Here is a 21,227-nt window from a genome sequence, read left to right on the forward strand (position 1 = left end):
ACTCTGGGATCAGGTGTGGCTCGCTCGCACCGCGTGATCAGGCGCAGCCATTACATTGCTTCCGGCCCGCGGGAAATGGCCACCACGCCGGTGCGTGACACTTCCACGAGGCCGAGGGGGGTCATCAGCACCGCGAACTGGTCGATCTTGTCCGACTTGCCGGTGATCTCGAACACGAAGCTCTCGGTGGTGGCGTCGATGACGCGGGCGCGGAACGCCTCCGCCAGCCGCAGCGCCTCACCGCGCGCCTCGCCGGTGCCGCGCACCTTCACCATGGCCAGTTCCCGCTCCACGGCGATGGCTTCCACGGTGAGGTCGCGCACCCGGTGTACAGGCACCAGGCGGTCCAGCTGGTTGCGGATCTGCTCGATCACCATGGGCGTGCCGGTGGTGACGATGGTGATGCGCGAGAGGTGCGTCTCCTGGCTCACCTCGGACACGGTCAGGCTGTCGATATTGTAGCCGCGGCCGGAGAACAGGCCGATGACGCGCGCCAGCACGCCCGGCTCGTTGTCCACCAGGATGGACAGGGTATGGCGCTCGGTGCGTTCGATGATGTTGGACGAGGTGTAGGACATGGGATGTCTCGGGGCGATGGGGTCATTCCCTGTCCCGTGGGAGGGAGAGGGAGAAGGAAGGGATCGCGACGGGTCCGGGCGCCGTCCTGCTTCGCATGCGCCCGCCCCTCCCCGTTCGGGAGAGGGAGCGAGGCCGCATGCGCGGCCAGGGCGCTCACACCAGCATCTTGCCCTCGTCGGTGATGGCCTCGTCCAGATCCACCGCCATGTCGCCGAGGATCATCTCGTTATGGGCGCGGCCCGACGGGATCATGGGGAAGCAGTTTTCCTGCTGGTCCACGATGCAGTCGAAAATGACCGGGCGCTTCACGTTGATCATCTCGGCGATGGCCGCGTCCAGGTCGCCGGGCTTCTCGCAGCGCATGCCGACGCCGCCATAGGCGTCCGCCAGCTTCACGAAGTCCGGCAGCGCCTCCGAATAGGAGTGGGAGTAGCGCCCGCCATGCAGCAGTTCCTGCCACTGGCGCACCATGCCCATGTAGCGGTTGTTCAGGATGAAGATCTTGACCGGCAGGTTGAACTGCACCGCCGTGGACATCTCCTGCATGTTCATGAGGATAGAGGCCTCGCCCGCGATATCCACGCACAGCGCGTCGGGATGGGCGATCTGCGCGCCGATGGCGGCGGGCAGGCCGTAGCCCATGGTGCCGAGGCCGCCGGAGGTGAGCCAGCGGTTCGGCTCCTCGAAGCGGAAGAACTGGGCCGCCCACATCTGGTGCTGGCCCACTTCCGTGGAGATGTAGACGTCCTTGTCCTTGGTGGCCGCATAGAGCCGCTCGATGGCGTATTGCGGCTTGATGATGTCGTCGGACTGGCGATAGGCGAGGCACTGGCGGGCGCGCCAGCGGTCGATCTGGCTCCACCAACTGGTCATGGCCTCCCGGTCCAGCGAGAGATCCTTCGCCTTCCACGCCTTCAGCATCGCCTCCAGCACGCGGGTGCAATCGCCGATGATGGGCAGATCCACCTTGACGTTCTTGTTGATGGACGAGGGGTCGATGTCGATGTGGATCTTCTTGGAATTGGGCGCGAAGGCATCGATGCGGCCGGTGATGCGGTCATCGAAGCGCGCGCCGATGCACACCATCACGTCACAGCCGTGCATGGCCATGTTGGCTTCGTAGGTGCCGTGCATGCCCAGCATGCCCAGCCACTGGCGGTTCGCCGCCGGGAAGGCGCCGAGGCCCATGAGCGTGGAGGTGACCGGAACGCCCGTGAGGCGCGCCAGCTCCCGCAGCGCGCGGCTCGCCTGCGGGCCGGAATTGATGACGCCGCCGCCGGTATAGAAGATCGGGCGCTTGGCGGACGCGATCAGGCGCACCGCCGCCTCGATCTTCTCGTCCTCGGCGTCGAGCTTGGGCTTGTAGGTCTTGTGCTCGATATTCTCGGGGCCGACATAGAGGCCGGCGGCGAACTGGACATCCTTCGGGATATCCACCACCACCGGGCCCGGGCGCCCGTTCTGCGCCACATAGAAGGCCTCGTGCAGGACCCGCGCGAGGTCCTTCACGTCGCGCACGAGATAATTGTGCTTGGTGCAGGGGCGGGTGATGCCCACCGTGTCGCATTCCTGGAAGGCGTCGTTGCCGATCAGGTGGGTGGGAACCTGCCCGGTGATGCAGACCACCGGGATGGAATCCATGAGCGCGTCGGCAAGGCCGGTCACCGCATTGGTGGCGCCGGGGCCGGAGGTAACCAGGACGACGCCCACCTTGCCGGAGGAGCGCGCATAGCCCTCGGCCGAATGCACCGCCGCCTGCTCGTGGCGCACCAGGATGTGCTCAACGCTGTTCTGGTGGAACAGGGCATCATAGATGGGCAGCACCGCACCGCCCGGATAGCCGAACAGGCGGTCCACGCCCTGGTCGGCGAGCGCCTGGATGACCATTTCGGCGCCGGTCATTTCCTTGCTCATCCCGTCTCTCCCTAGCAGGCCGTCCGGCACCGCCGCGTTATTCAAATTTGAATTGTCAGAAATCCAGCGGATGGGGGTCTAGAAACGACGAAGGGGCCCGAAGGCCCCTCGTCACACACCACCATCGTCCGCGATCGGCCTCAGGCCGTCTCGATGGTGGTGCCCCTAAGTACGAGAAGCGAAACGATCTTGCGCATGTGACTTGCGGACCCTTCTAAAGTTGCGCGAACCTAGCGGCAGACGAAATCTCCGTCAAGCCGCGAAAGGGGCTTTCCGGCACGTCAAAGCCTGCCGTGATATTGCCCTATCTTTGCGCTCTCTGTAAGGGAGGATTTAATTTGGAAACGCTGCGGAAACTCTCATGTCGCTGAATTCTCGAATCCAGCGCGCTTCGGCCGCCGCCCTCACCCTCATGACCGTGGGGGCCGGGCTCGCCCTCGGCGTCGAAACAGCGCGCGCAGACTGCATGACCGATTTCGCGGCCATTCGCGACGAAATGCAGAACAAGGGCAAGGCCCTGGAGGCCGCCGGCAAGGCCAAGGCGGCGCCCCAGGAACTGTGCCCTCTGTTCCGCGCCTATACGGCCGCCGAAGGCAAGCTGGTGAAGTATCTTTCCGATAACAAGGAATGGTGCCAGATCCCGGATTCCGCCATCGAGCAGTCCCGCACCGCGAACCAGAAATCGTCCGCCCTGCGCGACAAGGTCTGCGCCGCCGCAGCGAACGGCGCAGCAGCCGGCGCCGGCAAGCCCCCGCCGCAGGGCTCCATGTCCTCCGCGCTGGGCGTGACCACCGGCTATGCGCCGGGCCAGAGCTCGAACGGTGGCGGCGTGTTCGACACCCTCAACGGCAATGCCCTGAGAAACTGAGGCGGACCGCGTGACAGCCTGGGGAAGCGAAGGCACCAGCGCGCCGGTGGCCGACGCGGGCAAGGGCAATTGGGTGGATCGCTACGCGCCACCCGTGACGCGCCCGTATCTGCGCCTCGCGCGCGCCGACCGCCCCATCGGAAGCTGGCTCCTGCTGCTGCCCTGCTGGTGGTCCACGGCGCTCGCGTCCATTGCCGCGGGCCGCGCTTATCCCGACCCCGGCCTCCTTCTCCTGTTCGCCATCGGCGCCATCGCCATGCGCGGCGCGGGCTGCACCTGGAACGACATTCTCGACCGAGACATCGACCGGCAAGTAGCGCGCACCCGCAGCCGCCCGCTGGCCAGCGGGCAGGTGAGCCTTCCGGCCGCCTTCGTGTTCCTGGCCTTCCAGCTCCTGGTGGGGCTGGCCGTGCTGCTCGCCTTGCCGCGCTTCGCCATCGTCACGGGCGTCGCATCCATGGGCGTGGTGGCCATCTACCCGCTCATGAAGCGCATCACCTCCGTGCCCCAGCTCATCCTGGGCATCGCCTTCTCCTGGGGCGCGCTCATGGGCTGGGCCTCGGTGTTCCGCTCCATCGACGACCCCGCCTTGCTGCTGTTTGCAGGCTCGGTGTGCTGGGTGTTCGGCTACGACACCATCTATGCCCACCAGGACCGGGAGGACGACGCCATGGTGGGCATCGGCTCCACCGCGCTCCTGTTCGGCAATAAGAGCCGCCTCGCGCTCACCCTCTCCTATCTCGCCTGTTTCGGGCTGTTCGCCACGGCCCTGGTCTCCGCCGGCGCGGGACTGTTCTCGGCCCTGGGCCTCATGGGCTTCGGCCTGCTGCTCTACCGGCAGGTGGTACGCCTCGACATCGAGGACGGGGCACGCTGCCTCGCCTTGTTCAAGTCCAACCGCGACGCGGGCCTGATCCTGTTCGCGGGTCTTTGCGCCGATGCGGCGCTCCTGCATGCGGTGGCGGCCGGGCTGCTCTGAGGCGGTCCGGTTTTCTTCACGGCTGCGCCCAAAGCCGCCCTCCCCTGCGCGCGGGCGGGTTGCCTCCGGAGGCCCTGCCCCCTAATGCCTTCCCTCATGACGTCCGAACACCTGACCACGCCTGCCGCCGCGCAGCGCACCGACACGCCGGAGCGGGCCGCGCGCCAGCTTGCCGATGCGGTGACCGCCGCGGGTGCGCTGGCACTCACCATGTTCCGCGCCGACATCAAAACCTGGAACAAGCAGAACGATTCCCCCGTCACCGAGGCGGACCTCGCAGTGGACCGCTTCCTCAAGGAGCGCCTCGCCGCCCTGGATCCCGGCTGCGGCTGGCTTTCGGAAGAGACGGCGGACAGTGCGGAACGCCTGGGGCGCCAGCGGGTCTGGATCGTCGATCCCATCGACGGAACCCGCGCCTTCATGGCGGGTGAGGCGGACTGGGCGGTGAGTGCCGCGCTGATCGAAAACGGGCGGCCCATCGCCGGTGCCCTGTTCGCCCCCGTCACCAACGAATTGTTCCTGGCATCCGAGGGCGCGGGCACTACGCTGAACGGCGCGCCTGTGCGCGCTTCCGCGCGCGACACGCTGAACGGCGCCGCCATTTCCGGCCCCGCTTTCCTGCTGGACCGGGCGATGCATCGGGCCGCCTTCGACCGGCGCCCCCGGGTCCGTTCCCTGGCGCTGCGCCTCGCGCGGGTGGCCACCGCGGAGCTGGACGTGGCCCTGGCATCGGCCAACAGCTATGACTGGGACATTGCAGCGGCGGACATCATCGTGCATGAAGCCGGGGGTCACCTCACCGGCTATGACGGCACGGTACCGCTGTACAATAAGTCGGTACCGCGGCACGGTTCCCTCGTTTGTGCCGGGCGACATCTGCACCGGGCAATGCTAAACGTCGCGCGGGACGAGTTCGGCGCGTCCTGATCGACCATCAACTGCGGATTGCTGGCCACATGACGACCCCATCCGATCACAAGCAACTGTTGCACCTGGTCTTCGGCGGAGAGCTGAAGGAACTGGGCGGCACGGAGTTCAAGGACTTCTCGAAGCTCGACATCGTCGGCATCTATCCCGACTATGCGAGCGCCGCCGCCGCTTGGCGCGCGAAGGCCCAGCAGACCGTGGACAATGCGATGATGCGCTACTTCGTGGTGCATATGCACCGCCTGCTCGATCCGGAAACGGGACACGAGCACTGAGCGCAGGGTTCGTCCATGATCCGGCGCCGCGGCGGTTCGCCCGGCGCCGGAACTGTTTCTCCTTATCAGAACCAAAGCGTCGGCCGGGGGCGGTTCGGACGCGCGAATCCAGGGATACGTTTTCAGAATGTGGCGTCGCGTGCGCACCAACCGCGCCTTCCAGCTTGCCGCTGGCAATGCATTTGCGGGCTATTTCTCCCTGGTGGCCCATACCACCCGCTTCGCGGTGGAGCCGTTCGATATTTATGACCAGATCGATAGCCATCTCCCGGCCATCATCACCTTCTGGCACGGCCAGCACTTCCTGACGCCCTTCATCATGAAGCCGCACCACAAGGCGAAAGTGCTCATCTCGCGCCACGCGGACGCGGAGATCAACGCCATCGCCGCCGAGCGCCTGGGCGTGGGCACGATCCGCGGCTCCGGCGCCACCTCGCCCCAGGATTTCCATCGCAAGGGCGGCGTCTCCGCCACCTATGCGCTCATCGACACCCTGGCCCAGGGCATCAATGTGGCCATGACCGCCGACGTGCCGAAGATTGCCCGGCGGGCGGGCCTCGGGGTGGTGACGGTTGCACGTCACTCCGGGCGGCCTATTCTCCCGGTCGCCATGACCACCCGGAACCGCATCCAACTGAAGAGCTGGGACCGCGCGAGCCTGAACCTGCCGTTCGGCAAGGGCGCCGCCGTGGTGGGTGAGCCCATCTGGGTTCCCCGCGACGTGGACGAGACCGGCCTGCGCGCGGCGCGCGACCTCGTCCAGGCGCGCCTGGAAGACGTGACCGCGCGGGCCGAAGGCATGGTGGGACGCGGACCGCGCGCGGGAGAGACCCGTTGATGCGGGCGAACGGTCATCTTCCCGTCCCCCTGCATCTGTATCGCGGGGTGACGTCGGCGGCCGCCATGCTGGCGCCCGCCTGGCTCGCCCATCGCGTGCGCAAGGGCAAGGAAGATCCCCGGCGGCTGGCGGAACGGCGCGGCATCGCCACTGCCGCCCGGCCGAAGGGCCCGCTCATCTGGGCCCATGGGGCGAGCGTGGGCGAGGTTCTGTCCATCCTGCCGCTGATCGAGCGTCTCGCCGAGCGCGGATTCCACATCCTGCTCACGTCCGGGACGCTGACCTCGAGCCGCATCGTGGCGCGGCGCAACCACCCCGCCATCATCCATCAATTCGTGCCGCTGGACGCACGCAAGTTCGTGACGCGCTTCCTGGACCACTGGCAGCCCGATCTGGCGCTGCTGGCCGAATCCGAGCTGTGGCCCAACCTCATGACGGAAGTGGCACGGCGCGGGACGCCTCTGGTCCTCGTCAATGCCCGTCTGTCCGACCGTTCCTCCGAGCGCTGGGCGCGCCTGCCCAAGAGCGCGCACAGCCTGCTGGGCACCGTGGATTTGTGCCTGACCCAGAGCCGCGAGGACGGGGAGCGCTTCCGCGCGCTCGGCGCGCCGCGCGTGCAGCCGGTGGGCAACCTGAAGTTCGACGTGCCCCCGCCCGCCGCCGAGCCCGAGGCCCTGGAGGAGATGCAGGCCCAGGCGGCCGACCGGCCCGTCCTGCTGGCCGCCTCCACCCATCCCGGCGAGGACGAAATGGTGCTGGAGGCGCATCTGCGCCTGCGGGAGGCCCTGCCAGGGCTGCTCACCATCATCGCCCCGCGCCATCCCGAGCGTGGCCCGGACATCGAGGCGCTGGCCGACGCGGCGGGCCTGCCCGTGATCCGGCGCGAGGCGGGCTATCTGCCCGGCGAGGTCACGGAAATCTATATCGCGGATACGATCGGCGAACTCGGTATATTCTATCGCCTCGCCCCCGTGGTATTTGTCGGAGGTTCACTGGTCCGGCACGGGGGGCAGACCCCCATCGAGGCGGCAAAGCTGGGTGCTGTCGTGGTTCATGGTCCCCATGTCTGGAATTTCGGAGCGCTGTACGCCCAGCTCGACGAGAGCGGCGGCGCGATCCCCGTCACCGACGCCGGCAGCCTTGCCCAGGCGGTGCTCGACCAGTTCTGCGACCACGACTTCCACCTGCGCACCGCCCAGGCGGCCTGGACCGCCACCGAGACCTTGAGCGGCGCGCTCGACCGCACGCTTTCCGCCATCGAACCCTACCTCGCCCAGATCAGGCTGGCTCGACGATGACGTCTCCCAACGCTCCCGATTTCTGGTGGCAGCCCAAAGGCCTCCAGGCCCTGTTCCTGTCCCCCATCGGCGCCGTGGTCAGCTGGATCACGCTAAGGCGCATGTCCAAGGCCGGCGCGCGCGTGCCCGCCGTCATCATCTGCATCGGCAACCCCACGGTGGGCGGTGCCGGCAAGACCCCCACCGCCATCACCGTGCTGAAGCGCCTGAAGGAGCGCGAGGGCGCCAAGCCCTTCGCGCTGACCCGCGGCTATGGCGGCAGCGAGCGCGGGCCGCTGGTGGTGGACCTCAAGCAGCATGACGTACGCACCGTCGGCGACGAGGCACTGCTGCTGGCCGAAGTGGCCCCCACCATCGTCGCGACGGACCGGGTCGCGGGCGCCAATCTCGCCGCCTCCCTGGGCGCGACCCATGTGGTGATGGATGACGGCTTCCAGAATGCCGGGCTGGTGAAGAACGGCACCCTGCTGGTGGTGGATGCGGTGGCCGGCATCGGCAACGGCCTCACCATCCCCGCCGGCCCGCTGCGCGCGCGGTTCCGCGACCAGTTGGAACGGGCGGACGCCATGCTGGTGGTGGGCGACGGCCCGGCCGAGCGCAACCTGCCGGTCTCCCGCCGCAAGCCCGTCTTCAAGGCCCATCTGCGCCCGGACCCCAGCGCCACCGCGCGCATCGTCGGGGCGCCGGTGATCGCCTTCGCCGGCATAGGACGGCCCGCCAAGTTCTTCGACCTGCTCCGCCAGATCGGCGTGGAGGTGGTGGAGCAACACCCCTTCCCGGACCATCACGCCTACAGCGTCGCCGAGATCACCGCCCTGGTGGAGAAGGCGGAAAAGAAGGGCATGCGGGTGGTAACCACCTCGAAAGACTATGCCCGCCTCACGCGGCCCGCCTTCAAGGGCCTGCGCGAGCGCGTCCATGTCCTGCCGGTGCATCTGGAATTCGAGAATCCGGTGGACCTGGATACGCTGATCCAGAATGCCGAAGTGCGCTCCATGCTGTTCCCGAAGCCCGAGCCCGGCGCCGACGGCAAGCCCGTGGACCCGGCCGCTCCGCCCCCCGCCGTTCCGGCCCCGCCGACCCCGCCGACACCGAGTGTCCTGTTTCAGGGAACACCGAACCCGGCTCCGGCCGTGCCTCAGCCAGGCCCGGCGCCGCAGAAGACCCCGGCCGGCGGCCCACCCTCCGCCTGAGCGGTCAGCCCTGAGCCGTCAGCGCGGTGCCCCGGCTTCGCGCTCCTGCAGGACGCGGGCGAGCACCGCCTCCGGGCTGGCATAGGCCTCCTGGAGGTCCACGCTCCAATAGCGCAGCTCATCGAGCAGGATGGTTTCGCCGGTCACGGCGCAACGCACATAGGCGCCGGGGCGCAGGATGCGGAACTCGCCATCCAGATAGCGGACCTGGGCCTCGCCGCCCGTCTCGGGAAAACGCTCGAATCTGTTCATCTCAGTCGCTGCTTCACGGGAGCCGGGCAAGCGCCGGGCTCCATTCGCCGGTGGGAGCACGATGTCCTGGCACGTGGCCGGACACCCTCTTCCTTCCGCTGTCTGACCGGCAAGATAGTGTGATCGGCCCCGTGGCGAAACCCCGCCTCATTGCGGGGGGTCGAACAGGCCCGGCTGCGCCCCCGCCGGAGCGGCCCGGCGCGGGGCGGGACGGGGCGTCCCGCCGGCCACCACCGCCACCTTGCCGTCGGCGAATTCCAGCTCCAGCCCCTGCCCCGCGGCCACCGCGCCCGCGCTGCGCACCGCCTGCCCGCCGGCATCGCGCACCAGCGCGAAGCCGCGCGCCAGCACGCCGTGATAGGAGAGCGCATCGAGAAGCTGGCCCACGCCCTTCAGGCGCCGGTCCCGCTCGCGCAGCAGCACGCCGAGCGCGCGCCGCCCCCGCGCACCCAGCTCCGCAAGCCGCTCGCGGCGGCGGGCGAGCAGCAGGCCCTGCGCCCTGAGATTCGCCTTCTGCGCGGCACCGAGCCGCATGGCGAGGCCGTCGAGCCGCACCCGCCGCTGCTCCATGCGCCCGCGCAGCAGGCCCGGCGCGAGGCGCGCCCGCTCCAGCCGCAGCCGGTGGGCGGCACCGTTCGCCCGCAACGCGCGCGGCAGGCGGGCCGCCGCCGTATCCAGCCGCTGGCGGGGAAGGGAGAGAAGCGTGTCCAGGCTCGGCAGGAGCCGCGCGAGGCCCCGGAAATCGCTGCGCCGCCGTTCCAGCAGGCGCCGGGGCGCGACGGCAAGGCGCCCATGGAGCGTGCGCAGCCCCGCCAGAAGCTCGGCCCGCACGGGCACCACCATCTCGGCGGCGGCGGTTGGGGTGGGCGCGCGCATGTCGGACGCGAAATCGATGAGCGTCACGTCGGTCTCGTGACCCACGGCGGAGATCAGCGGGATGGCGCTTTCCGCCGCCGCGCGCACCACCGCTTCCTCGGAGAAGCCCAGCAGGTCCTCCAGCGAGCCGCCGCCCCGCGCCACGATGAGCACGTCGGGGCGCGGCACCGGGCCGCCCGGTTCAAGGGCGTTGAAGCCGCGAATGGCGGCGGCGACCTCGGCGGCACTGGTCTCGCCCTGCACCCGCACCGGCCAGACCAGCACATGGCGGGGGAATCGGTCCGACAGGCGATGGAGGATGTCGCGGATCACCGCCCCGGTGGGCGAGGTGACGATGCCGATCACCCGCGGCAAATAAGGCAGAGGCTTCTTGCGCGCCCGGTCGAACAGGCCCTCGGCCTGGAGGCGGCGCTTGCGCTCCTCCAGCATGGCCATGATGGCGCCCGCCCCGGCGAATTCCAGCGCCTCGATGACGATCTGGTAGCCGGACTTGCCGGGATAGGTGGTGAGCTTGCCCACCGCCACCACTTCCAGCCCCTCCTCGGGGCGCACCTTCAGGCGCTGGAAGGTGCCCTTCCAGCACACGGCATCGAGCCGCGCGCCTTCATCCTTCAGGGAAAAATAGGCGTGGCCCGACGAATGAGGCCCGCGATATCCGGAAATCTCGCCGCGCACGCGCACATGGCCATAAGCGTCCTCCACCGTCCGGCGCAGTGCGCCGGAGAGTTCGGACACCGTCCATTCAGGGGCATTGGGACGCGGCTCGGAAGGGGTGTTCATGATCGGGGAATCGAAAAAAAGGGAGATGGCAAGAGCATAGCGGGTTTCCCCCATATGCGGCGAGCGCATTGCCGCCCCCCTTGTGTGGGGGCGCCCGAGCCGATAGCGGTTCTGCCTTGGGGAGGATCACGAATGAACGTCCTGCTGCTCGGCTCCGGAGGCCGTGAACACGCCTTGGCCTGGAAGCTCGCACAGAGCCCGGCCATGGGCCAGTTCTATGCGATGCCCGGCAATCCCGGCATTGCGGAAGTGGCCGAGCCAGTGGAAGGCGTGCCGCTGTCCGCGCACCAGACCATCGTGTCGTGGTGTCGGGAGCATGCCATCGACCTCGTGGTGGTCGGCCCGGAGGCGCCCTTGGTGGCGGGCCTCGTGGACCAACTGGCAGAGGCCGGCATCGCCGCCTTCGGCCCCACCGCCGCGGCCGCGCGGCTGGAGGGCTCCAAGCTCTTCACCAAGGAATTGTGCCGTGAGAACGGCATTCCCACCGCCGCCTTCGCCCGATTCTCGGACGCCGAGTCGGCTGCCGCCTATGTGCGCAGCACCGGTGCGCCCATCGTCGTGAAGGCCGACGGCCTCATGGCCGGCAAGGGCGTGGTGGTGGCGCTCAATGTGGGCGAGGCCATCGAGGCGGTGGAGCAGGTGTTCGCCTCCGGCGGCCAGGAAGTGCTCATCGAAGAATTCATGGAAGGCGAGGAGGCCAGCCTCTTCTGCCTCGTGGACGGCGAGACCGTGGTGCCCTTCGGCAGCGCCCAGGACCACAAGCGCGCCTTCGACGGCGACCTCGGCCCCAATACCGGGGGCATGGGCGCCTATTCCCCCGCCCCGGTGCTGACGCCGGAACTGGAAGAGCGGGCGATCCGCGAAATCCTGGTGCCCACCGCCCGCGCCATGGTGGCGCTCGGCGCGCCCTATCGCGGCGTGCTGTATGCCGGGCTCATGCTGACCGCCTCCGGCCCCAAGCTGGTGGAATATAATTGCCGCTTCGGCGATCCCGAATGCCAGGTGCTCATGCCGCGCCTCGCCAGCGACCTGCTGCCCATCCTCGATGCGGTGGCGCGCGGAAATCTCGCGCAGGCGGAGGTGGCCTGGTCTCCGGTCTCCGCGCTCACCGTGGTCTATGCCAGCCGCGGCTATCCCGGCGCGCACCAGACCGGCTCGGACATTACCGGCCTCGACACGGCGGGTGCCGTGGACGGCGTGCTCGTCTATCATGCCGGCACAAAGAAGATCGGCGCGCGGCTGGTCTCCAATGGCGGGCGCGTCCTGAACGTCACCGCCGTCGGGGCCACTCTCCAGGAGGCGCGTGACCGGGCCTATGAAGGGGCTGGCCTCATCCGCTGGCCGGAAGGCTTCTACCGCCAGGATATCGGCTGGCGCGCCCTGCGCTGACGGGGACCGGACGGACAACAAAAATTTGGGAGGCGGCCATGGGTGATCTCGCGGACCTTTACCCCGGTTTCGATGCCCACCACGTGGACACGCCCGCCGGGCGCCTGTTCGCCCGCTCGGGCGGCGAGGGTCCCCCGCTCCTCCTGCTGCACGGCTTCCCGCAGTCCGGCGTCATGTGGCACCGGGTCGCCCCAACCCTCGCGAAGCGGCACCGGCTGGTGATCGCGGACCTGCCCGGCTACGGCTGGAGCGCCGCGCCCGCGCCGGGCCGCGACCATGCCCCCTATTCCAAGCGCGCCATGGCCGCCGCCCTGGTCGCGCTCATGGAAGAGCTGGGCTTCGCCCATTTCGCCGTGCTGGGGCACGATCGGGGCGCGCGGGTGAGCTACCGCATGGCCCTCGACCATCCCGGCCGGGTGGACAAGCTGGCGCTGGTGGACATCATCCCCACGCTCGCCATGTGGCACGGCATGGACCGCGCCCGTGCGCTCCAGATCTATCACTGGGCCTTCCTCGCCCAGCCCCATCCCTTCCCCGAGACCATGATCGGCCACGACCCGCGCCAGTTCCTGGACTGGTCCATGGCGAGCTGGACGGCGACGAAGGACCTCTCGGCCTTCGATCCTCGCGCCCTCGCCCATTACCGGGCGGCGTTCGGCTCCCCCGACCATGTGCGCGCCGCGTGCGAGGATTATCGCGCCGGCGCCACCATCGACCTTGCCCATGACGAGGTGGACCGGGCGGAAGGGCGGCAGATCGACTGCCCCGTGCTGGCCGTGTGGGGCTCCCACGGCATTCCGAGCCGGGGCGCGAGCCCGCTGGAGGCATGGCGCGTCTTCGCGCCGAAGATCCAGGGGCAGCCGATCGTGGGGGGCCACTTCCTGCCGGAAGAATCCCCGGACGCCCTGTTGGCGGCGCTCGACGGCTTTCTGTGAGAGGCGCCGCCCCTCTTTCGTGAGGGCTACCGCCGCTCCTGGAAGAAGGTGCGCAGCACCTCGGAGGCCTGCCGCTCGGCGATGCCGCCGTAGACGTCGGGTACATGGTGGCAGGTGGGCTGCGAGAAGAATCGCGGGCCGCTCTCCACGGCCCCGCCCTTGGGATCGGCCGCGCCGTAATAGAGGCGCCGGACGCGCGCGAAGGAGATGGCGCCCGCGCACATGGCGCAGGGCTCCAGCGTCACATAGAGATCGCAGCTCAGCAGGCGCTCGCTGGCCACCTGCGCGGCGCCGGCGCGGATCACCAGAATTTCGGCATGGGCGGTGGGGTCGTTCAGCTCGCGCGTGCGGTTCCCGTCGCGGGCCAGCACCGTGGTGCCGCGCACCAGCACCGCCCCCACCGGAACCTCGCCCCGCTCGGCGGCGGCGCGGGCCTCGGCGAGCGCCATTTGCATGAATGTTCCGCTCACGCTTCGTTCCCGCCCCTGACGACCTCGCTCCCGGACGAGGATCATGCTATCGGCCATCCATGCCCAGTAAACTGCCGCCCCGCAAGGACAAGAACCGCGTCCCGCGCATCAAGCGTGAGATCGCGCCCGTACATAAGGACGCCGAGCGCGTCGCAAAGGTCATCGCCCGCGCCGGCCTCGGCTCGCGTCGTGAGATCGAGGACTGGATCGAGCAGGGCCGCGTCGCCGTGAACGGCGCCGTGCTCCAGAGCCCGGCCGTGACCGTGACCGCCCATGACCGTATCGAGGTGGACGGTGCGCCGCTGCCCGAAAAGGAGCGCACGCGCCTCTTCCTCTACCACAAGCCTCGTGGCGTGGTGACCACCAACCGGGACCCGGAGGGGCGCACCACCCTGTTCGAGATCCTGCCCAGGGGCCTGCCGCGCCTCGTCTCCATCGGGCGGCTCGACCTGAATTCCGAAGGCCTGCTGCTGCTCACCAATGACGGCGGCCTCGCCCGCGTTCTGGAACTGCCGGAGACCGGCTGGCTGCGCCGCTACCGCGTGCGCGCCAAGGGCGAGATCGACCAGGCCAAGCTTGATTCGCTCATGAAGGGCATGACCGTCGAAGGGGTCACCTACGGCCCCATCGAAGCGACGCTGGACCGTGTCCAGGGCGCCAATGCCTGGATCACCGTGTCCCTGCGCGAGGGCAAGAACCGCGAGGTTCGTAACGTCCTCGCCGCCCTCGGCATGATCGTGAACCGCCTGATCCGCGTTTCCTACGGCCCCTTCCAGCTCGGCTATATCGAGGAAAACGGCATCGAGGAGGTGCGCACCCGCATCCTGCGCGACCAGATCGGCGCGGAGCTGGAAGCCGCCTCCGGCGCGGATTTCGATGGTCCGCTGGTGGAGCACGAGATCGAGCCCGCCCCCCAGCGGCCGGCTGCCGATGCCCCCCGCCCGCGCGGCCCGCGCCGCGCGGAGCGCGAGCCCGAAGGGCGCGCCCGCTCCCGCCACCCGGAAGGGGTGGAGGAGGACGTGGTCTCGTTCCGCCTGCGCAGCCGCAAGGCGGCGAGCGAGGAGCGCGAGGTGGAGAGCCGCGGCTCCGTGGCGGACCGCAAGGGCCGCGAGATCCAGGTGGAGCGCGTGGTGACGCGCCGCGAGGAGGCCCCGCCCGCCAAGGGACGGCGGCCCGGCTCCGGCGACGGCCCGCGCGGACGGCGCGGCGAAGGTGCGGAGCGAGGGTTCGACGAGCGCCCGCGCGGCCGCCCCTCCGGCGACCGGCCGTTCAAGGGCAAGGGCGGTCCACGCCCGCAGCGTGGGGATTACGGCGCCGGCGACGAACGCCCGCGTGGCCGTCCTTCCGGGGATCGCCCGTTCCGGGACAGGGATGGCGACCGCCCCGCACGCGAGGACTTCCGGCGCAGTGACGAGCGGCCGCGCGGCCGCCCTTCCGGCGACCGCCCGTTCAGGGACAAGGGCGGCGACCGGCCGCCCCGCGAGGATTTCCGGCGCGGTGATGAGCGGCCGCGTGGCCGTCCCTCCGGCGACCGTCCGTTCAGGCACAATGACGCGGACCGGCCGGCCCGCGAGGATTTCCGGCGCGGCGACGAGCGGCCGCGTGGCCGTCCCTCCGGCGATCGCCCGTTCAAGCCCAGGGACGGAGATCGGCCCGCACGGGAGGATTTCCGGCGCGGCGACGAGCGGCCGCGTGGCCGTCCCTCCGGTGACCGTCCGTTCAGGCACAATGACGCGGACCGGCCGGCCCGTGAGGACTTCCGGCGCGGTGACGAGCGGCCGCGTGGCCGTCCTTCCGGCGACCGTCCGTTCAAGCCCCGGGATGGGGACCGGCCCGCACGCGAGGATTTCCGGCGCAGCGACGACCGCCCCCGCACGGGGCCGGGTGGCAAAGGCCCCGGCGCCAAGGGCGGCGCCCGGAGCGGTGGACCCCGCCCGTCCCGTCCGCGCGCGGATGACGATATGGGCTTCGTGGGCGGCTCCCGCGAGGACAAGCCCTGGTCGCGGGACCGCGAAGGCGGCTTCGGCGGGCACGCACCGGGTGGTCGCCCGGGCGGCAAGCCGGCTGGCAGGCCCGGTGCCGGCGGGCCGAAGCGGTTCGGTCCCCCCAAGGGCGCACGACCGGGCGGCAAGCCCGGCGGGCGGCCGGGTGGTGGCAAACCCGGTGGCGGCAAGCCGAGCGGGCCGCCGCGCAAGCGGGGCTGATCCATGCGCATCGTCGGCGGCAGCCTGCGGGGCCGGGCTCTGAAAAGCCCCGCCTCCCAGGCCACGCGCCCCACGACGGACCGGCTGCGCGAGGCGCTCTTCAACGTCCTCGCCCATGCCTATGACGATGCGGCTGATGGTGCGCGGGTGCTGGACCTGTTCGCGGGCACGGGCGCGCTGGGCATCGAGGCCATCTCGCGCGGCGCCGCCTTCGCCCTGTTCGTGGAAGAGGCGGTGGAGGCCCGTGCCTTGATCCGGGAGAATGTGGAGGCGCTGGGCCTGACAGGGACCACCCGCATCTTCCGGCGGGACGCCACGCGCCTTGGCGACTGCCCGGCGGGCGAGGCTTACGGCCTCGTCTTCTGCGATCCGCCCTATGGCAAGGGTCTGGCCGAAGCCGCCCTGCTCTCCGCCCGCGCGGGCGGCTGGCTCGCCCCCGGCGCATTGGTGGTGGTGGAGGAGAAGGCGGGCGCGTTCCAGGCGCCCGCGGGCTTCACCGTCCACGAACAGCGGCGCTATGACGAGACGGAGTTCACCCTCCTCTCGCCCTGAGGCTCACTCCGCCTTCAGGAACGCCCCGATGCGCTCCACCGCGCCCGCCATGTCGATGGCGGAGCCTGCATAGGAAAAGCGCAGGAACTGCTTGCCCCGGAACGGGTCGAAATCCACGCCCGGCGTGGTGGCCACAAGGGCCGCGTCCAGCATGCGCGTGGCGAAAGCGGCCGAATCCCCGGTGAAGTGGGACACGTCCGCATAGAGATAAAAGGCCCCGTCCACCGGCAGGAAGCGGTCAATGCCCACCTTGGGCAGCCCTTCCACCAGGATGCGGCGGTTCTCCTCATAGCCATGCTTGATGGCATCCATCTCCGCGCGCCCGTCGAACGCCGCTTCGGCGGCGATCTGCGACAAAGTGGGGACGGAAATGGAGAGATTCTGCTGCAGGCGCTCCATGGTGCGCGCCACGTCCGGCGGCACCACCATCCAGCCCACGCGCCAGCCGGTCATGCAGAAATACTTCGAGAAGGAGTTGATGACGACCGCGTCATCCGCGATCTCCACCGCGCTCACGGCCGGGAAGGCATAGTCGAGGCCGTGATAGATCTCGTCCGAGATGAAGGCGAGGCCGAGATCGCGGGCGCAGGCATGCAGCGCCATGAGCGCCGCCCGGTCCATCATGGTGCCCGTGGGATTGCCCGGGCTCGCCACCAGCACGCCCGCCAGCGGCTTCTCGCGATGGGCCGCCAGCAGGCTCTCCGGCGTCAAGGCGAAGCGGTCCTCCGCGCGGGTCTCGATGAGCACCGGCTCGCAGCCGAGTGCCGACAGAACGTGGCGATAGGGCGGATAGCCGGGCGCGGCGATGGCGACCCGGTCGCCCGGCGCGAACAAGGCCAGGAAGGCCAGGATGAAGCCGCCCGACGAGCCGTTGGTCACCACGATCCGCTCGGGATCGATCGCCAGCCCGTGGGTCTCGCCATAATGGCGCGCGATGCGGGCGCGCAGCGAGGGAATGCCGAGGGCGGCGGTATAGCCCACCTGCCCGCGCTCCAGCGCTTCGGCGGCGGCCTTGCGGGCCGTGAGGGGCGCCGGGGCGGCCGGCTGGCCCACCTCCATGTGAATCACATGCTTGCCCTCACGCTCCAGGCGCGCCGCATGCTCCATCACGTCCATGACGATGAAGGGCGCCACGGCGCTGCGGGCGGACACGAGATTGCGAAGGCGGGAAACGGCACGCATGGAACATCCAATGGTTGGACCGCCGCGCTGCCGCCGCATTCTGACGGTGGGTAGCAGGTCGCCCTAACGTGATACGGGGCGCATTGACCCGTGCGGCCGGCCGTGGTCCTTCGTGTCGTACCTTGCGCGCCCTGCGGCGCCAAGGTCTGTTCGGCGGACCATTCGGCAACGGGGTTCCACGACCGTTCGAGACCGCCCCCTTTTGGGACCAAAGCCGGTCACGGCGGCACGCGGCCGGGGCGGAGGCCCTCCGCACCAGAATGAGGCAGGCGAACCGAGGAATGATGAGGCGGACGACCATCGTGAGGCAGGCGGCGCACCCGGCGGCGCGAGACTTCGCGCGCATCTTCGCGTGGGTCGTGGCGCTCATCGCTGTGCTCGCCTTGCCCGTTCATGACGCGCAGGCCCAGGGCCGGCCCCGCCCCAAGATCATCCGCGACGCGGAAATCGAGAACCTGCTGCGCGACTATGCCCGGCCCATCCTGCGCGTGGCGGGCCTCGCCAAGCAGAATGTGGAGGTCACCATCATCGGTGACCGCTCCTTCAACGCCTTCGTGGCGGACGGGCGGCGCATCTTCATCAATGGCGGCGCCCTCATGGACGCCGAGACGCCCAACCAGATCATCGGCGTTCTCGCCCACGAGACCGGCCATATCGCGGGCGGCCATCTGGCGCGCATGCGCGAGCAGATCGCGGGCGCCCAGACCATGGCCATCGTCGCCATGCTGCTGGCGGGTGCCGGCGTCGCGGCGGGCGCGGCGGCGGGCGCCAGCGGCAGCAATATCGGCAGCGCCGCCGCGGGTGCCATCACCGCCCCCCAGGAGATGATCCGCCGCTCCCTGCTCTCCTACCAGCGCGGCGAGGAATCGGCGGCGGACCGCTCGGCGGTGAAGTACCTCACCGAGACCCAGCAATCCGCGAAGGGCATGATCGAGACCTTCCAGCGCTTCGAGAACGAGCAGCTCTTCCTGTCTCAGCGCATCGATCCCTATCTGCTGAACCATCCCATGGCGCGCGAACGCATCGCGGCGCTGGAGCAGCTCGCCAAGGCGAGCCCCTATTACAACACCAAGGACCCGCCCGCCCTCCAGGCGCGGCACGACCTCATGCGCGCCAAGCTCGTGGGCTTCATGGAGCGGCCGGACGCGGTCTACCGGAAATATCCGCTCTCGGACAAATCCCTCCCCGCCCAATATGCCCGCGCCATCTCGGCCTATCGCTTCGGCAACGTGACCGAAGCCGTACAGCGCATCGACGCGCTGATCGCGGCCCAGCCGAGCAATCCCTATTTCCAGGAATTGAAGGGGCAGGCCCTGCTGGAGGCCGGACGGGCCGGGCAGGCGGTGGAGCCGTTGCGCAAGGCCGTGGCCATGACGGGCGGCAATGTCCTCATCCGCGCCATGCTGGGACAGGCCCTCGTCCAGTCCGGCAACCCCGCTTATACGGACGAGGCCGTCCGCGAGCTGGTGTTCGCCACCCAGCGCGACCCCGATTCGCCCGAGGCCTGGCGGTCCCTGGCCCAGGCCTATGGCCGCAAGGGCGACCTCGCCAATGCCGACCTCGCCTCCGCCCAGGGCCTCATGGCCCAGGGCGAGTTCCGCACCGGCCAGGAACTGGCCGCCCGCGCCAAGCAGCGCTTCCCGCCCAATTCCCCCGGCTGGCTGAAGGCGGATGACATTCTCGCCTATAAGCCGCCCAAGCCCGACGGACCGCAAGGCGGCCGTTGATGATTCCGTTTCACAAGGAGAAGTCCATGTCCCGCCCCGGCCGCACCGCCGCCCTTGCCTTTGCCGCCGCGCTCGGCGCATCCGCGCTCACCTTCAGCCCGGCCTTCGCCTTCACCGACGCGGAGAAGGCGGAGATCGGCACCGTGGTGCGCGAGTATCTTCTGAAGAATCCGGAAGTCCTCCAGGAGGTGATCACCGAGCTGGAGAAGAAGCAGGCCGTGCAGGAGGCCGCTGGGCGCGTCGGCGCCCTCTCCGAGATGAAGGGCCTCATCTATGACAGCCCGCGCGGTGTCGTCGCCGGCAACCCGAAGGGTGATGTCACCCTGGTGGAATTCTTCGATTACAATTGCGGCTACTGCAAGCACGCCCTTGAAGACGTGAACAAGCTGATCAAGGCCGACCCGAACCTGAAGGTGATCTTCAAGGAGTTCCCGGTGCTCGGCAAGCCGTCGGTGGAGGCGGCCCAGGTGGCTGTGGCCGTGCGCATGGTGGCGCCGGAGAAGTATGTGGCCTTCCATAACGCCCTGCTCGCCACCCGCGGCACCGCCGATCGCGCCAAGGCGCTCCAGGCCGCCAAGGATGTGGGCATCGACCCGGCCGCCCTCCAGAAGGTGGCCAGCTCGCCGGAGCTGAACGCCACCCTGGACGAAAGCATGAAGATCGCCCAGGCGCTGTCGCTCAACGGCACGCCGAGCTTCATCGTCGGCGACGAGGTGGTGATCGGCGCCGTCGGCTACGACAAGCTGAAGGCCGCCATCGACGACCAGCGCAAGGCCGCCAAGCCCAAGTCCAACTGATCTCCTCCTCAGGGGATCCCGGCCGGGCGGCGCCATGCGCCGCCCACAGGGCTTGAACACGCGGCTTTTCTTGTGGCGCGGCTACCCCTATAAACGCACGCCCGGCGTCCGCCGGCACCGGCGGTGTTCCGTCGGCAGGGTCCGAGCCGCCGTCCCCAGGGACGGCCCGCTCCAGCGCATCACTCGGGAATGTCGGAAACGATCGTCCACGTCCTCAATGGTCCGAACCTCAATCTGCTGGGAACCCGTGAACCGGGCATCTACGGCACGACGACGCTTGCGGACATCGAGGCGCTGTGCAGCAAGGCCGGCGAAGCGCACGGCCTGTCCGTGATCTTCCGCCAGACCAATCACGAGGGCGAGCTTGTTGAGATGATCCACGCCGCCCGCGGCGCGCTGGGCATCGTGCTGAATGCCGGCGCCTACACCCACACTTCGGTGGCCCTGCGCGACGCCATTTCGGCGACCGGCGTGCCGACGGTGGAGGTGCACATCTCCAATGTCTTCGCCCGCGAGGACTTCCGCCACCATTCCTATCTCTCGCCCGTGGCGCGTGGGGTGATCTGCGGCTTCGGCGGCCAGAGCTATGTGCTCGGCATCGCCGCGCTTGCCGCCACCCGCACGCCACCCGCATGAACTGCACCCGTTTCAGGAGCCACCGCGCGGCCCGCGCCGCGCAACAGCTAAGAAAATGATGAAAACACCTAAACCTCCCATCGATTCCGCCCTCGTCCGCGAGATCGCCCAGCTTCTGTCCGACAGCGACCTCACCGAGATCGAGGTCCAGCACGAGGATCTGCGCATCCGCGTGGTGCGCGCCCCCGCGCCCATCACCGTGGCGGCCGCGCCCTACGGTGCGGCCCCCCTGGCGGTCGCGGCAGCGCCTGCCGCTCCTGCGGCTCCCGCCGTCGAGAGCGCCACGGACTTCTCCAAGCATCCCGGCACCGTGACCTCCCCCATGGTCGGCACCGCCTATCTCGCGCCCGAGCCCAATGCTCCGGCGTTCGTTGAGGTGGGCGCGACCGTGAAGGAGGGCCAGACGATCCTCATCGTGGAAGCCATGAAGACCATGAACGCGATCCCGGCCCCCCGCTCGGGCACCGTGACGCGCATCCTGGTGGGCAATGCCCAGCCGGTGGAATATGGCGAGCCCCTGCTCGTCATCGAATGAAGACCCAATGACCCGCGCCCG

General features: G+C 69.4%; 21 protein-coding genes. 15 read left to right on the plus strand and 6 right to left on the minus strand.

The genetic code is table 11. The features are described from left to right. Positions 1-50 precede the first annotated feature (50 nt). Together ilvN and EJJ38_RS09595 are read right to left on the minus strand one after the other, a co-directional pair. Positions 51-578: an acetolactate synthase small subunit gene (ilvN, locus tag EJJ38_RS09590; RefSeq protein WP_127089844.1), complete on the minus strand. Its 528-nt coding sequence runs from the start codon at positions 576-578 to the stop codon at positions 51-53. Between the two features lie 154 nt (positions 579-732). Then, positions 733-2,493, minus strand: a complete 1,761-nt coding sequence (locus EJJ38_RS09595) for an acetolactate synthase 3 large subunit (protein ID WP_127089845.1) — start codon at positions 2,491-2,493, stop codon at positions 733-735. A gap of 361 nt (positions 2,494-2,854) precedes the next feature. On the opposite strand from EJJ38_RS09595, the gene EJJ38_RS09600 reads away from it, so the two are divergent. The 7 genes from EJJ38_RS09600 to lpxK all read left to right on the plus strand — a co-directional run bounded on the left by EJJ38_RS09600 (position 2,855) and on the right by lpxK (position 8,871). Continuing rightward, on the plus strand, positions 2,855-3,361 hold the full coding sequence (locus EJJ38_RS09600) for a hypothetical protein (RefSeq protein ID WP_127089846.1): 507 nt from the start codon (positions 2,855-2,857) through the stop codon (positions 3,359-3,361). 10 nt (positions 3,362-3,371) lie between these two features. Next, the gene (gene ubiA / locus EJJ38_RS09605; protein WP_127089847.1) at positions 3,372-4,340 is read left to right on the plus strand and encodes a 4-hydroxybenzoate octaprenyltransferase; all 969 of its coding nucleotides are present in this window, start codon (positions 3,372-3,374) and stop codon (positions 4,338-4,340) included. Between the two features lie 96 nt (positions 4,341-4,436). Then, positions 4,437-5,267 carry a 3'(2'),5'-bisphosphate nucleotidase CysQ gene (locus tag EJJ38_RS09610; RefSeq protein WP_127089848.1) on the plus strand — a complete coding sequence of 277 codons (831 nt, stop codon included), beginning with the start codon at positions 4,437-4,439 and terminating at the stop codon, positions 5,265-5,267. Positions 5,268-5,296: 29 nt separating this feature from the next. Then, positions 5,297-5,542 carry a DUF4170 domain-containing protein gene (locus EJJ38_RS09615; RefSeq protein WP_127089849.1) on the plus strand — a complete coding sequence of 82 codons (246 nt, stop codon included), beginning with the start codon at positions 5,297-5,299 and terminating at the stop codon, positions 5,540-5,542. A gap of 127 nt (positions 5,543-5,669) precedes the next feature. Continuing rightward, complete coding sequence (locus EJJ38_RS09620; RefSeq protein ID WP_127089850.1) at positions 5,670-6,380, plus strand: lysophospholipid acyltransferase family protein; 711 nt, start codon at positions 5,670-5,672, stop codon at positions 6,378-6,380. Next, positions 6,380-7,678 (plus strand): 3-deoxy-D-manno-octulosonic acid transferase, encoded by a 1,299-nt coding sequence (locus EJJ38_RS09625; RefSeq protein WP_127089851.1) that lies wholly within the window; start codon positions 6,380-6,382, stop codon positions 7,676-7,678. Before EJJ38_RS09620 ends, EJJ38_RS09625 begins: the two co-directional genes overlap by 1 nt. Beyond that, positions 7,675-8,871, plus strand: coding sequence for a tetraacyldisaccharide 4'-kinase (gene lpxK, locus EJJ38_RS09630; protein WP_127089852.1), 1,197 nt, complete (start codon positions 7,675-7,677; stop codon positions 8,869-8,871). Before EJJ38_RS09625 ends, lpxK begins: the two co-directional genes overlap by 4 nt. An 18-nt stretch (positions 8,872-8,889) precedes the next feature. Here lpxK and EJJ38_RS09635 read toward each other — a convergent pair whose 3' ends face one another. Both EJJ38_RS09635 and xseA read right to left on the minus strand, forming a co-directional pair. Further along, entirely contained in the window at positions 8,890-9,123 is a 234-nt protein-coding gene (locus EJJ38_RS09635) for a DUF2093 domain-containing protein (RefSeq protein ID WP_127089853.1), read from the minus strand. 147 nt (positions 9,124-9,270) lie between these two features. Then, the gene (xseA, locus tag EJJ38_RS09640; RefSeq protein ID WP_127089854.1) at positions 9,271-10,779 is read right to left on the minus strand and encodes an exodeoxyribonuclease VII large subunit; all 1,509 of its coding nucleotides are present in this window, start codon (positions 10,777-10,779) and stop codon (positions 9,271-9,273) included. A 132-nt stretch (positions 10,780-10,911) separates the two neighbouring features. Here xseA and purD point away from each other — a divergent pair, with 132 nt between their 5' ends. Both purD and EJJ38_RS09650 read left to right on the plus strand, forming a co-directional pair. Next, on the plus strand, positions 10,912-12,168 hold the full coding sequence (gene purD, locus EJJ38_RS09645) for a phosphoribosylamine--glycine ligase (protein WP_127089855.1): 1,257 nt from the start codon (positions 10,912-10,914) through the stop codon (positions 12,166-12,168). Positions 12,169-12,206: 38 nt separating this feature from the next. Next, positions 12,207-13,103, plus strand: a complete 897-nt coding sequence (locus tag EJJ38_RS09650; protein ID WP_127089856.1) for an alpha/beta fold hydrolase — start codon at positions 12,207-12,209, stop codon at positions 13,101-13,103. A gap of 26 nt (positions 13,104-13,129) precedes the next feature. On the opposite strand, the gene EJJ38_RS09655 is transcribed toward EJJ38_RS09650, so the two are convergent. After that, entirely contained in the window at positions 13,130-13,618 is a 489-nt protein-coding gene (locus tag EJJ38_RS09655) for a nucleoside deaminase (protein WP_127089857.1), read from the minus strand. A 14-nt stretch (positions 13,619-13,632) separates the two neighbouring features. Here EJJ38_RS09655 and EJJ38_RS09660 point away from each other — a divergent pair, with 14 nt between their 5' ends. After that, a complete protein-coding gene (locus EJJ38_RS09660) occupies positions 13,633-15,777 on the plus strand; it encodes a pseudouridine synthase (protein ID WP_127089858.1) in 2,145 nt (714 codons plus the stop codon). 3 nt (positions 15,778-15,780) lie between these two features. Further along, entirely contained in the window at positions 15,781-16,329 is a 549-nt protein-coding gene (gene rsmD, locus EJJ38_RS09665) for a 16S rRNA (guanine(966)-N(2))-methyltransferase RsmD (RefSeq protein WP_127089859.1), read from the plus strand. A gap of 3 nt (positions 16,330-16,332) precedes the next feature. Here the strand turns inward: rsmD and EJJ38_RS09670 are convergent, their stop codons facing one another. Next, on the minus strand, positions 16,333-17,511 hold the full coding sequence (locus tag EJJ38_RS09670) for a pyridoxal phosphate-dependent aminotransferase (protein WP_127089860.1): 1,179 nt from the start codon (positions 17,509-17,511) through the stop codon (positions 16,333-16,335). 281 nt (positions 17,512-17,792) lie between these two features. Between EJJ38_RS09670 and EJJ38_RS09675 the strand changes: the two genes are divergently transcribed. The 4 genes from EJJ38_RS09675 to accB all read left to right on the plus strand — a co-directional run bounded on the left by EJJ38_RS09675 (position 17,793) and on the right by accB (position 21,206). Further along, complete coding sequence (locus EJJ38_RS09675; protein ID WP_205666134.1) at positions 17,793-19,238, plus strand: M48 family metalloprotease; 1,446 nt, start codon at positions 17,793-17,795, stop codon at positions 19,236-19,238. A 26-nt stretch (positions 19,239-19,264) separates the two neighbouring features. Continuing rightward, complete coding sequence (locus tag EJJ38_RS09680; RefSeq protein WP_127089862.1) at positions 19,265-20,035, plus strand: DsbA family protein; 771 nt, start codon at positions 19,265-19,267, stop codon at positions 20,033-20,035. 189 nt (positions 20,036-20,224) lie between these two features. After that, positions 20,225-20,671: a type II 3-dehydroquinate dehydratase gene (aroQ, locus tag EJJ38_RS09685; protein WP_127089863.1), complete on the plus strand. Its 447-nt coding sequence runs from the start codon at positions 20,225-20,227 to the stop codon at positions 20,669-20,671. 58 nt (positions 20,672-20,729) lie between these two features. Further along, complete coding sequence (gene accB / locus EJJ38_RS09690) at positions 20,730-21,206, plus strand: acetyl-CoA carboxylase biotin carboxyl carrier protein (protein ID WP_205666135.1); 477 nt, start codon at positions 20,730-20,732, stop codon at positions 21,204-21,206. Positions 21,207-21,227 lie beyond the last annotated feature (21 nt).

The sequence above is a fragment of the Aquabacter cavernae genome, assembly GCF_003993795.1.
In the GTDB taxonomy this organism is placed as follows: Bacteria; Pseudomonadota; Alphaproteobacteria; order Rhizobiales; family Xanthobacteraceae; genus Aquabacter; species Aquabacter cavernae.

Bases quoted from the DNA above. Each gene is read 5' to 3' on its own strand.
- ilvN (WP_127089844.1), bottom strand. From the start codon at position 578: ATGTCCTACACCTCGTCCAACATCATCGAACGCACCGAGCGCCATACC.
- EJJ38_RS09595 (WP_127089845.1), bottom strand. From the start codon at position 2,493: ATGAGCAAGGAAATGACCGGCGCCGAAATGGTCATCCAGGCGCTCGCC.
- EJJ38_RS09600 (WP_127089846.1), top strand. From the start codon at position 2,855: ATGTCGCTGAATTCTCGAATCCAGCGCGCTTCGGCCGCCGCCCTCACC.
- EJJ38_RS09610 (WP_127089848.1), top strand. From the start codon at position 4,437: ATGACGTCCGAACACCTGACCACGCCTGCCGCCGCGCAGCGCACCGAC.
- EJJ38_RS09615 (WP_127089849.1), top strand. From the start codon at position 5,297: ATGACGACCCCATCCGATCACAAGCAACTGTTGCACCTGGTCTTCGGC.
- EJJ38_RS09620 (WP_127089850.1), top strand. From the start codon at position 5,670: ATGTGGCGTCGCGTGCGCACCAACCGCGCCTTCCAGCTTGCCGCTGGC.
- EJJ38_RS09625 (WP_127089851.1), top strand. From the start codon at position 6,380: ATGCGGGCGAACGGTCATCTTCCCGTCCCCCTGCATCTGTATCGCGGG.
- lpxK (WP_127089852.1), top strand. From the start codon at position 7,675: ATGACGTCTCCCAACGCTCCCGATTTCTGGTGGCAGCCCAAAGGCCTC.
- EJJ38_RS09635 (WP_127089853.1), bottom strand. From the start codon at position 9,123: ATGAACAGATTCGAGCGTTTTCCCGAGACGGGCGGCGAGGCCCAGGTC.
- xseA (WP_127089854.1), bottom strand. From the start codon at position 10,779: ATGAACACCCCTTCCGAGCCGCGTCCCAATGCCCCTGAATGGACGGTG.
- purD (WP_127089855.1), top strand. From the start codon at position 10,912: ATGAACGTCCTGCTGCTCGGCTCCGGAGGCCGTGAACACGCCTTGGCC.
- EJJ38_RS09650 (WP_127089856.1), top strand. From the start codon at position 12,207: ATGGGTGATCTCGCGGACCTTTACCCCGGTTTCGATGCCCACCACGTG.
- EJJ38_RS09655 (WP_127089857.1), bottom strand. From the start codon at position 13,618: ATGATCCTCGTCCGGGAGCGAGGTCGTCAGGGGCGGGAACGAAGCGTG.
- EJJ38_RS09660 (WP_127089858.1), top strand. From the start codon at position 13,633: ATGCCCAGTAAACTGCCGCCCCGCAAGGACAAGAACCGCGTCCCGCGC.
- rsmD (WP_127089859.1), top strand. From the start codon at position 15,781: ATGCGCATCGTCGGCGGCAGCCTGCGGGGCCGGGCTCTGAAAAGCCCC.
- EJJ38_RS09670 (WP_127089860.1), bottom strand. From the start codon at position 17,511: ATGCGTGCCGTTTCCCGCCTTCGCAATCTCGTGTCCGCCCGCAGCGCC.
- EJJ38_RS09675 (WP_205666134.1), top strand. From the start codon at position 17,793: ATGATGAGGCGGACGACCATCGTGAGGCAGGCGGCGCACCCGGCGGCG.
- EJJ38_RS09680 (WP_127089862.1), top strand. From the start codon at position 19,265: ATGTCCCGCCCCGGCCGCACCGCCGCCCTTGCCTTTGCCGCCGCGCTC.
- aroQ (WP_127089863.1), top strand. From the start codon at position 20,225: ATGTCGGAAACGATCGTCCACGTCCTCAATGGTCCGAACCTCAATCTG.
- accB (WP_205666135.1), top strand. From the start codon at position 20,730: ATGAAAACACCTAAACCTCCCATCGATTCCGCCCTCGTCCGCGAGATC.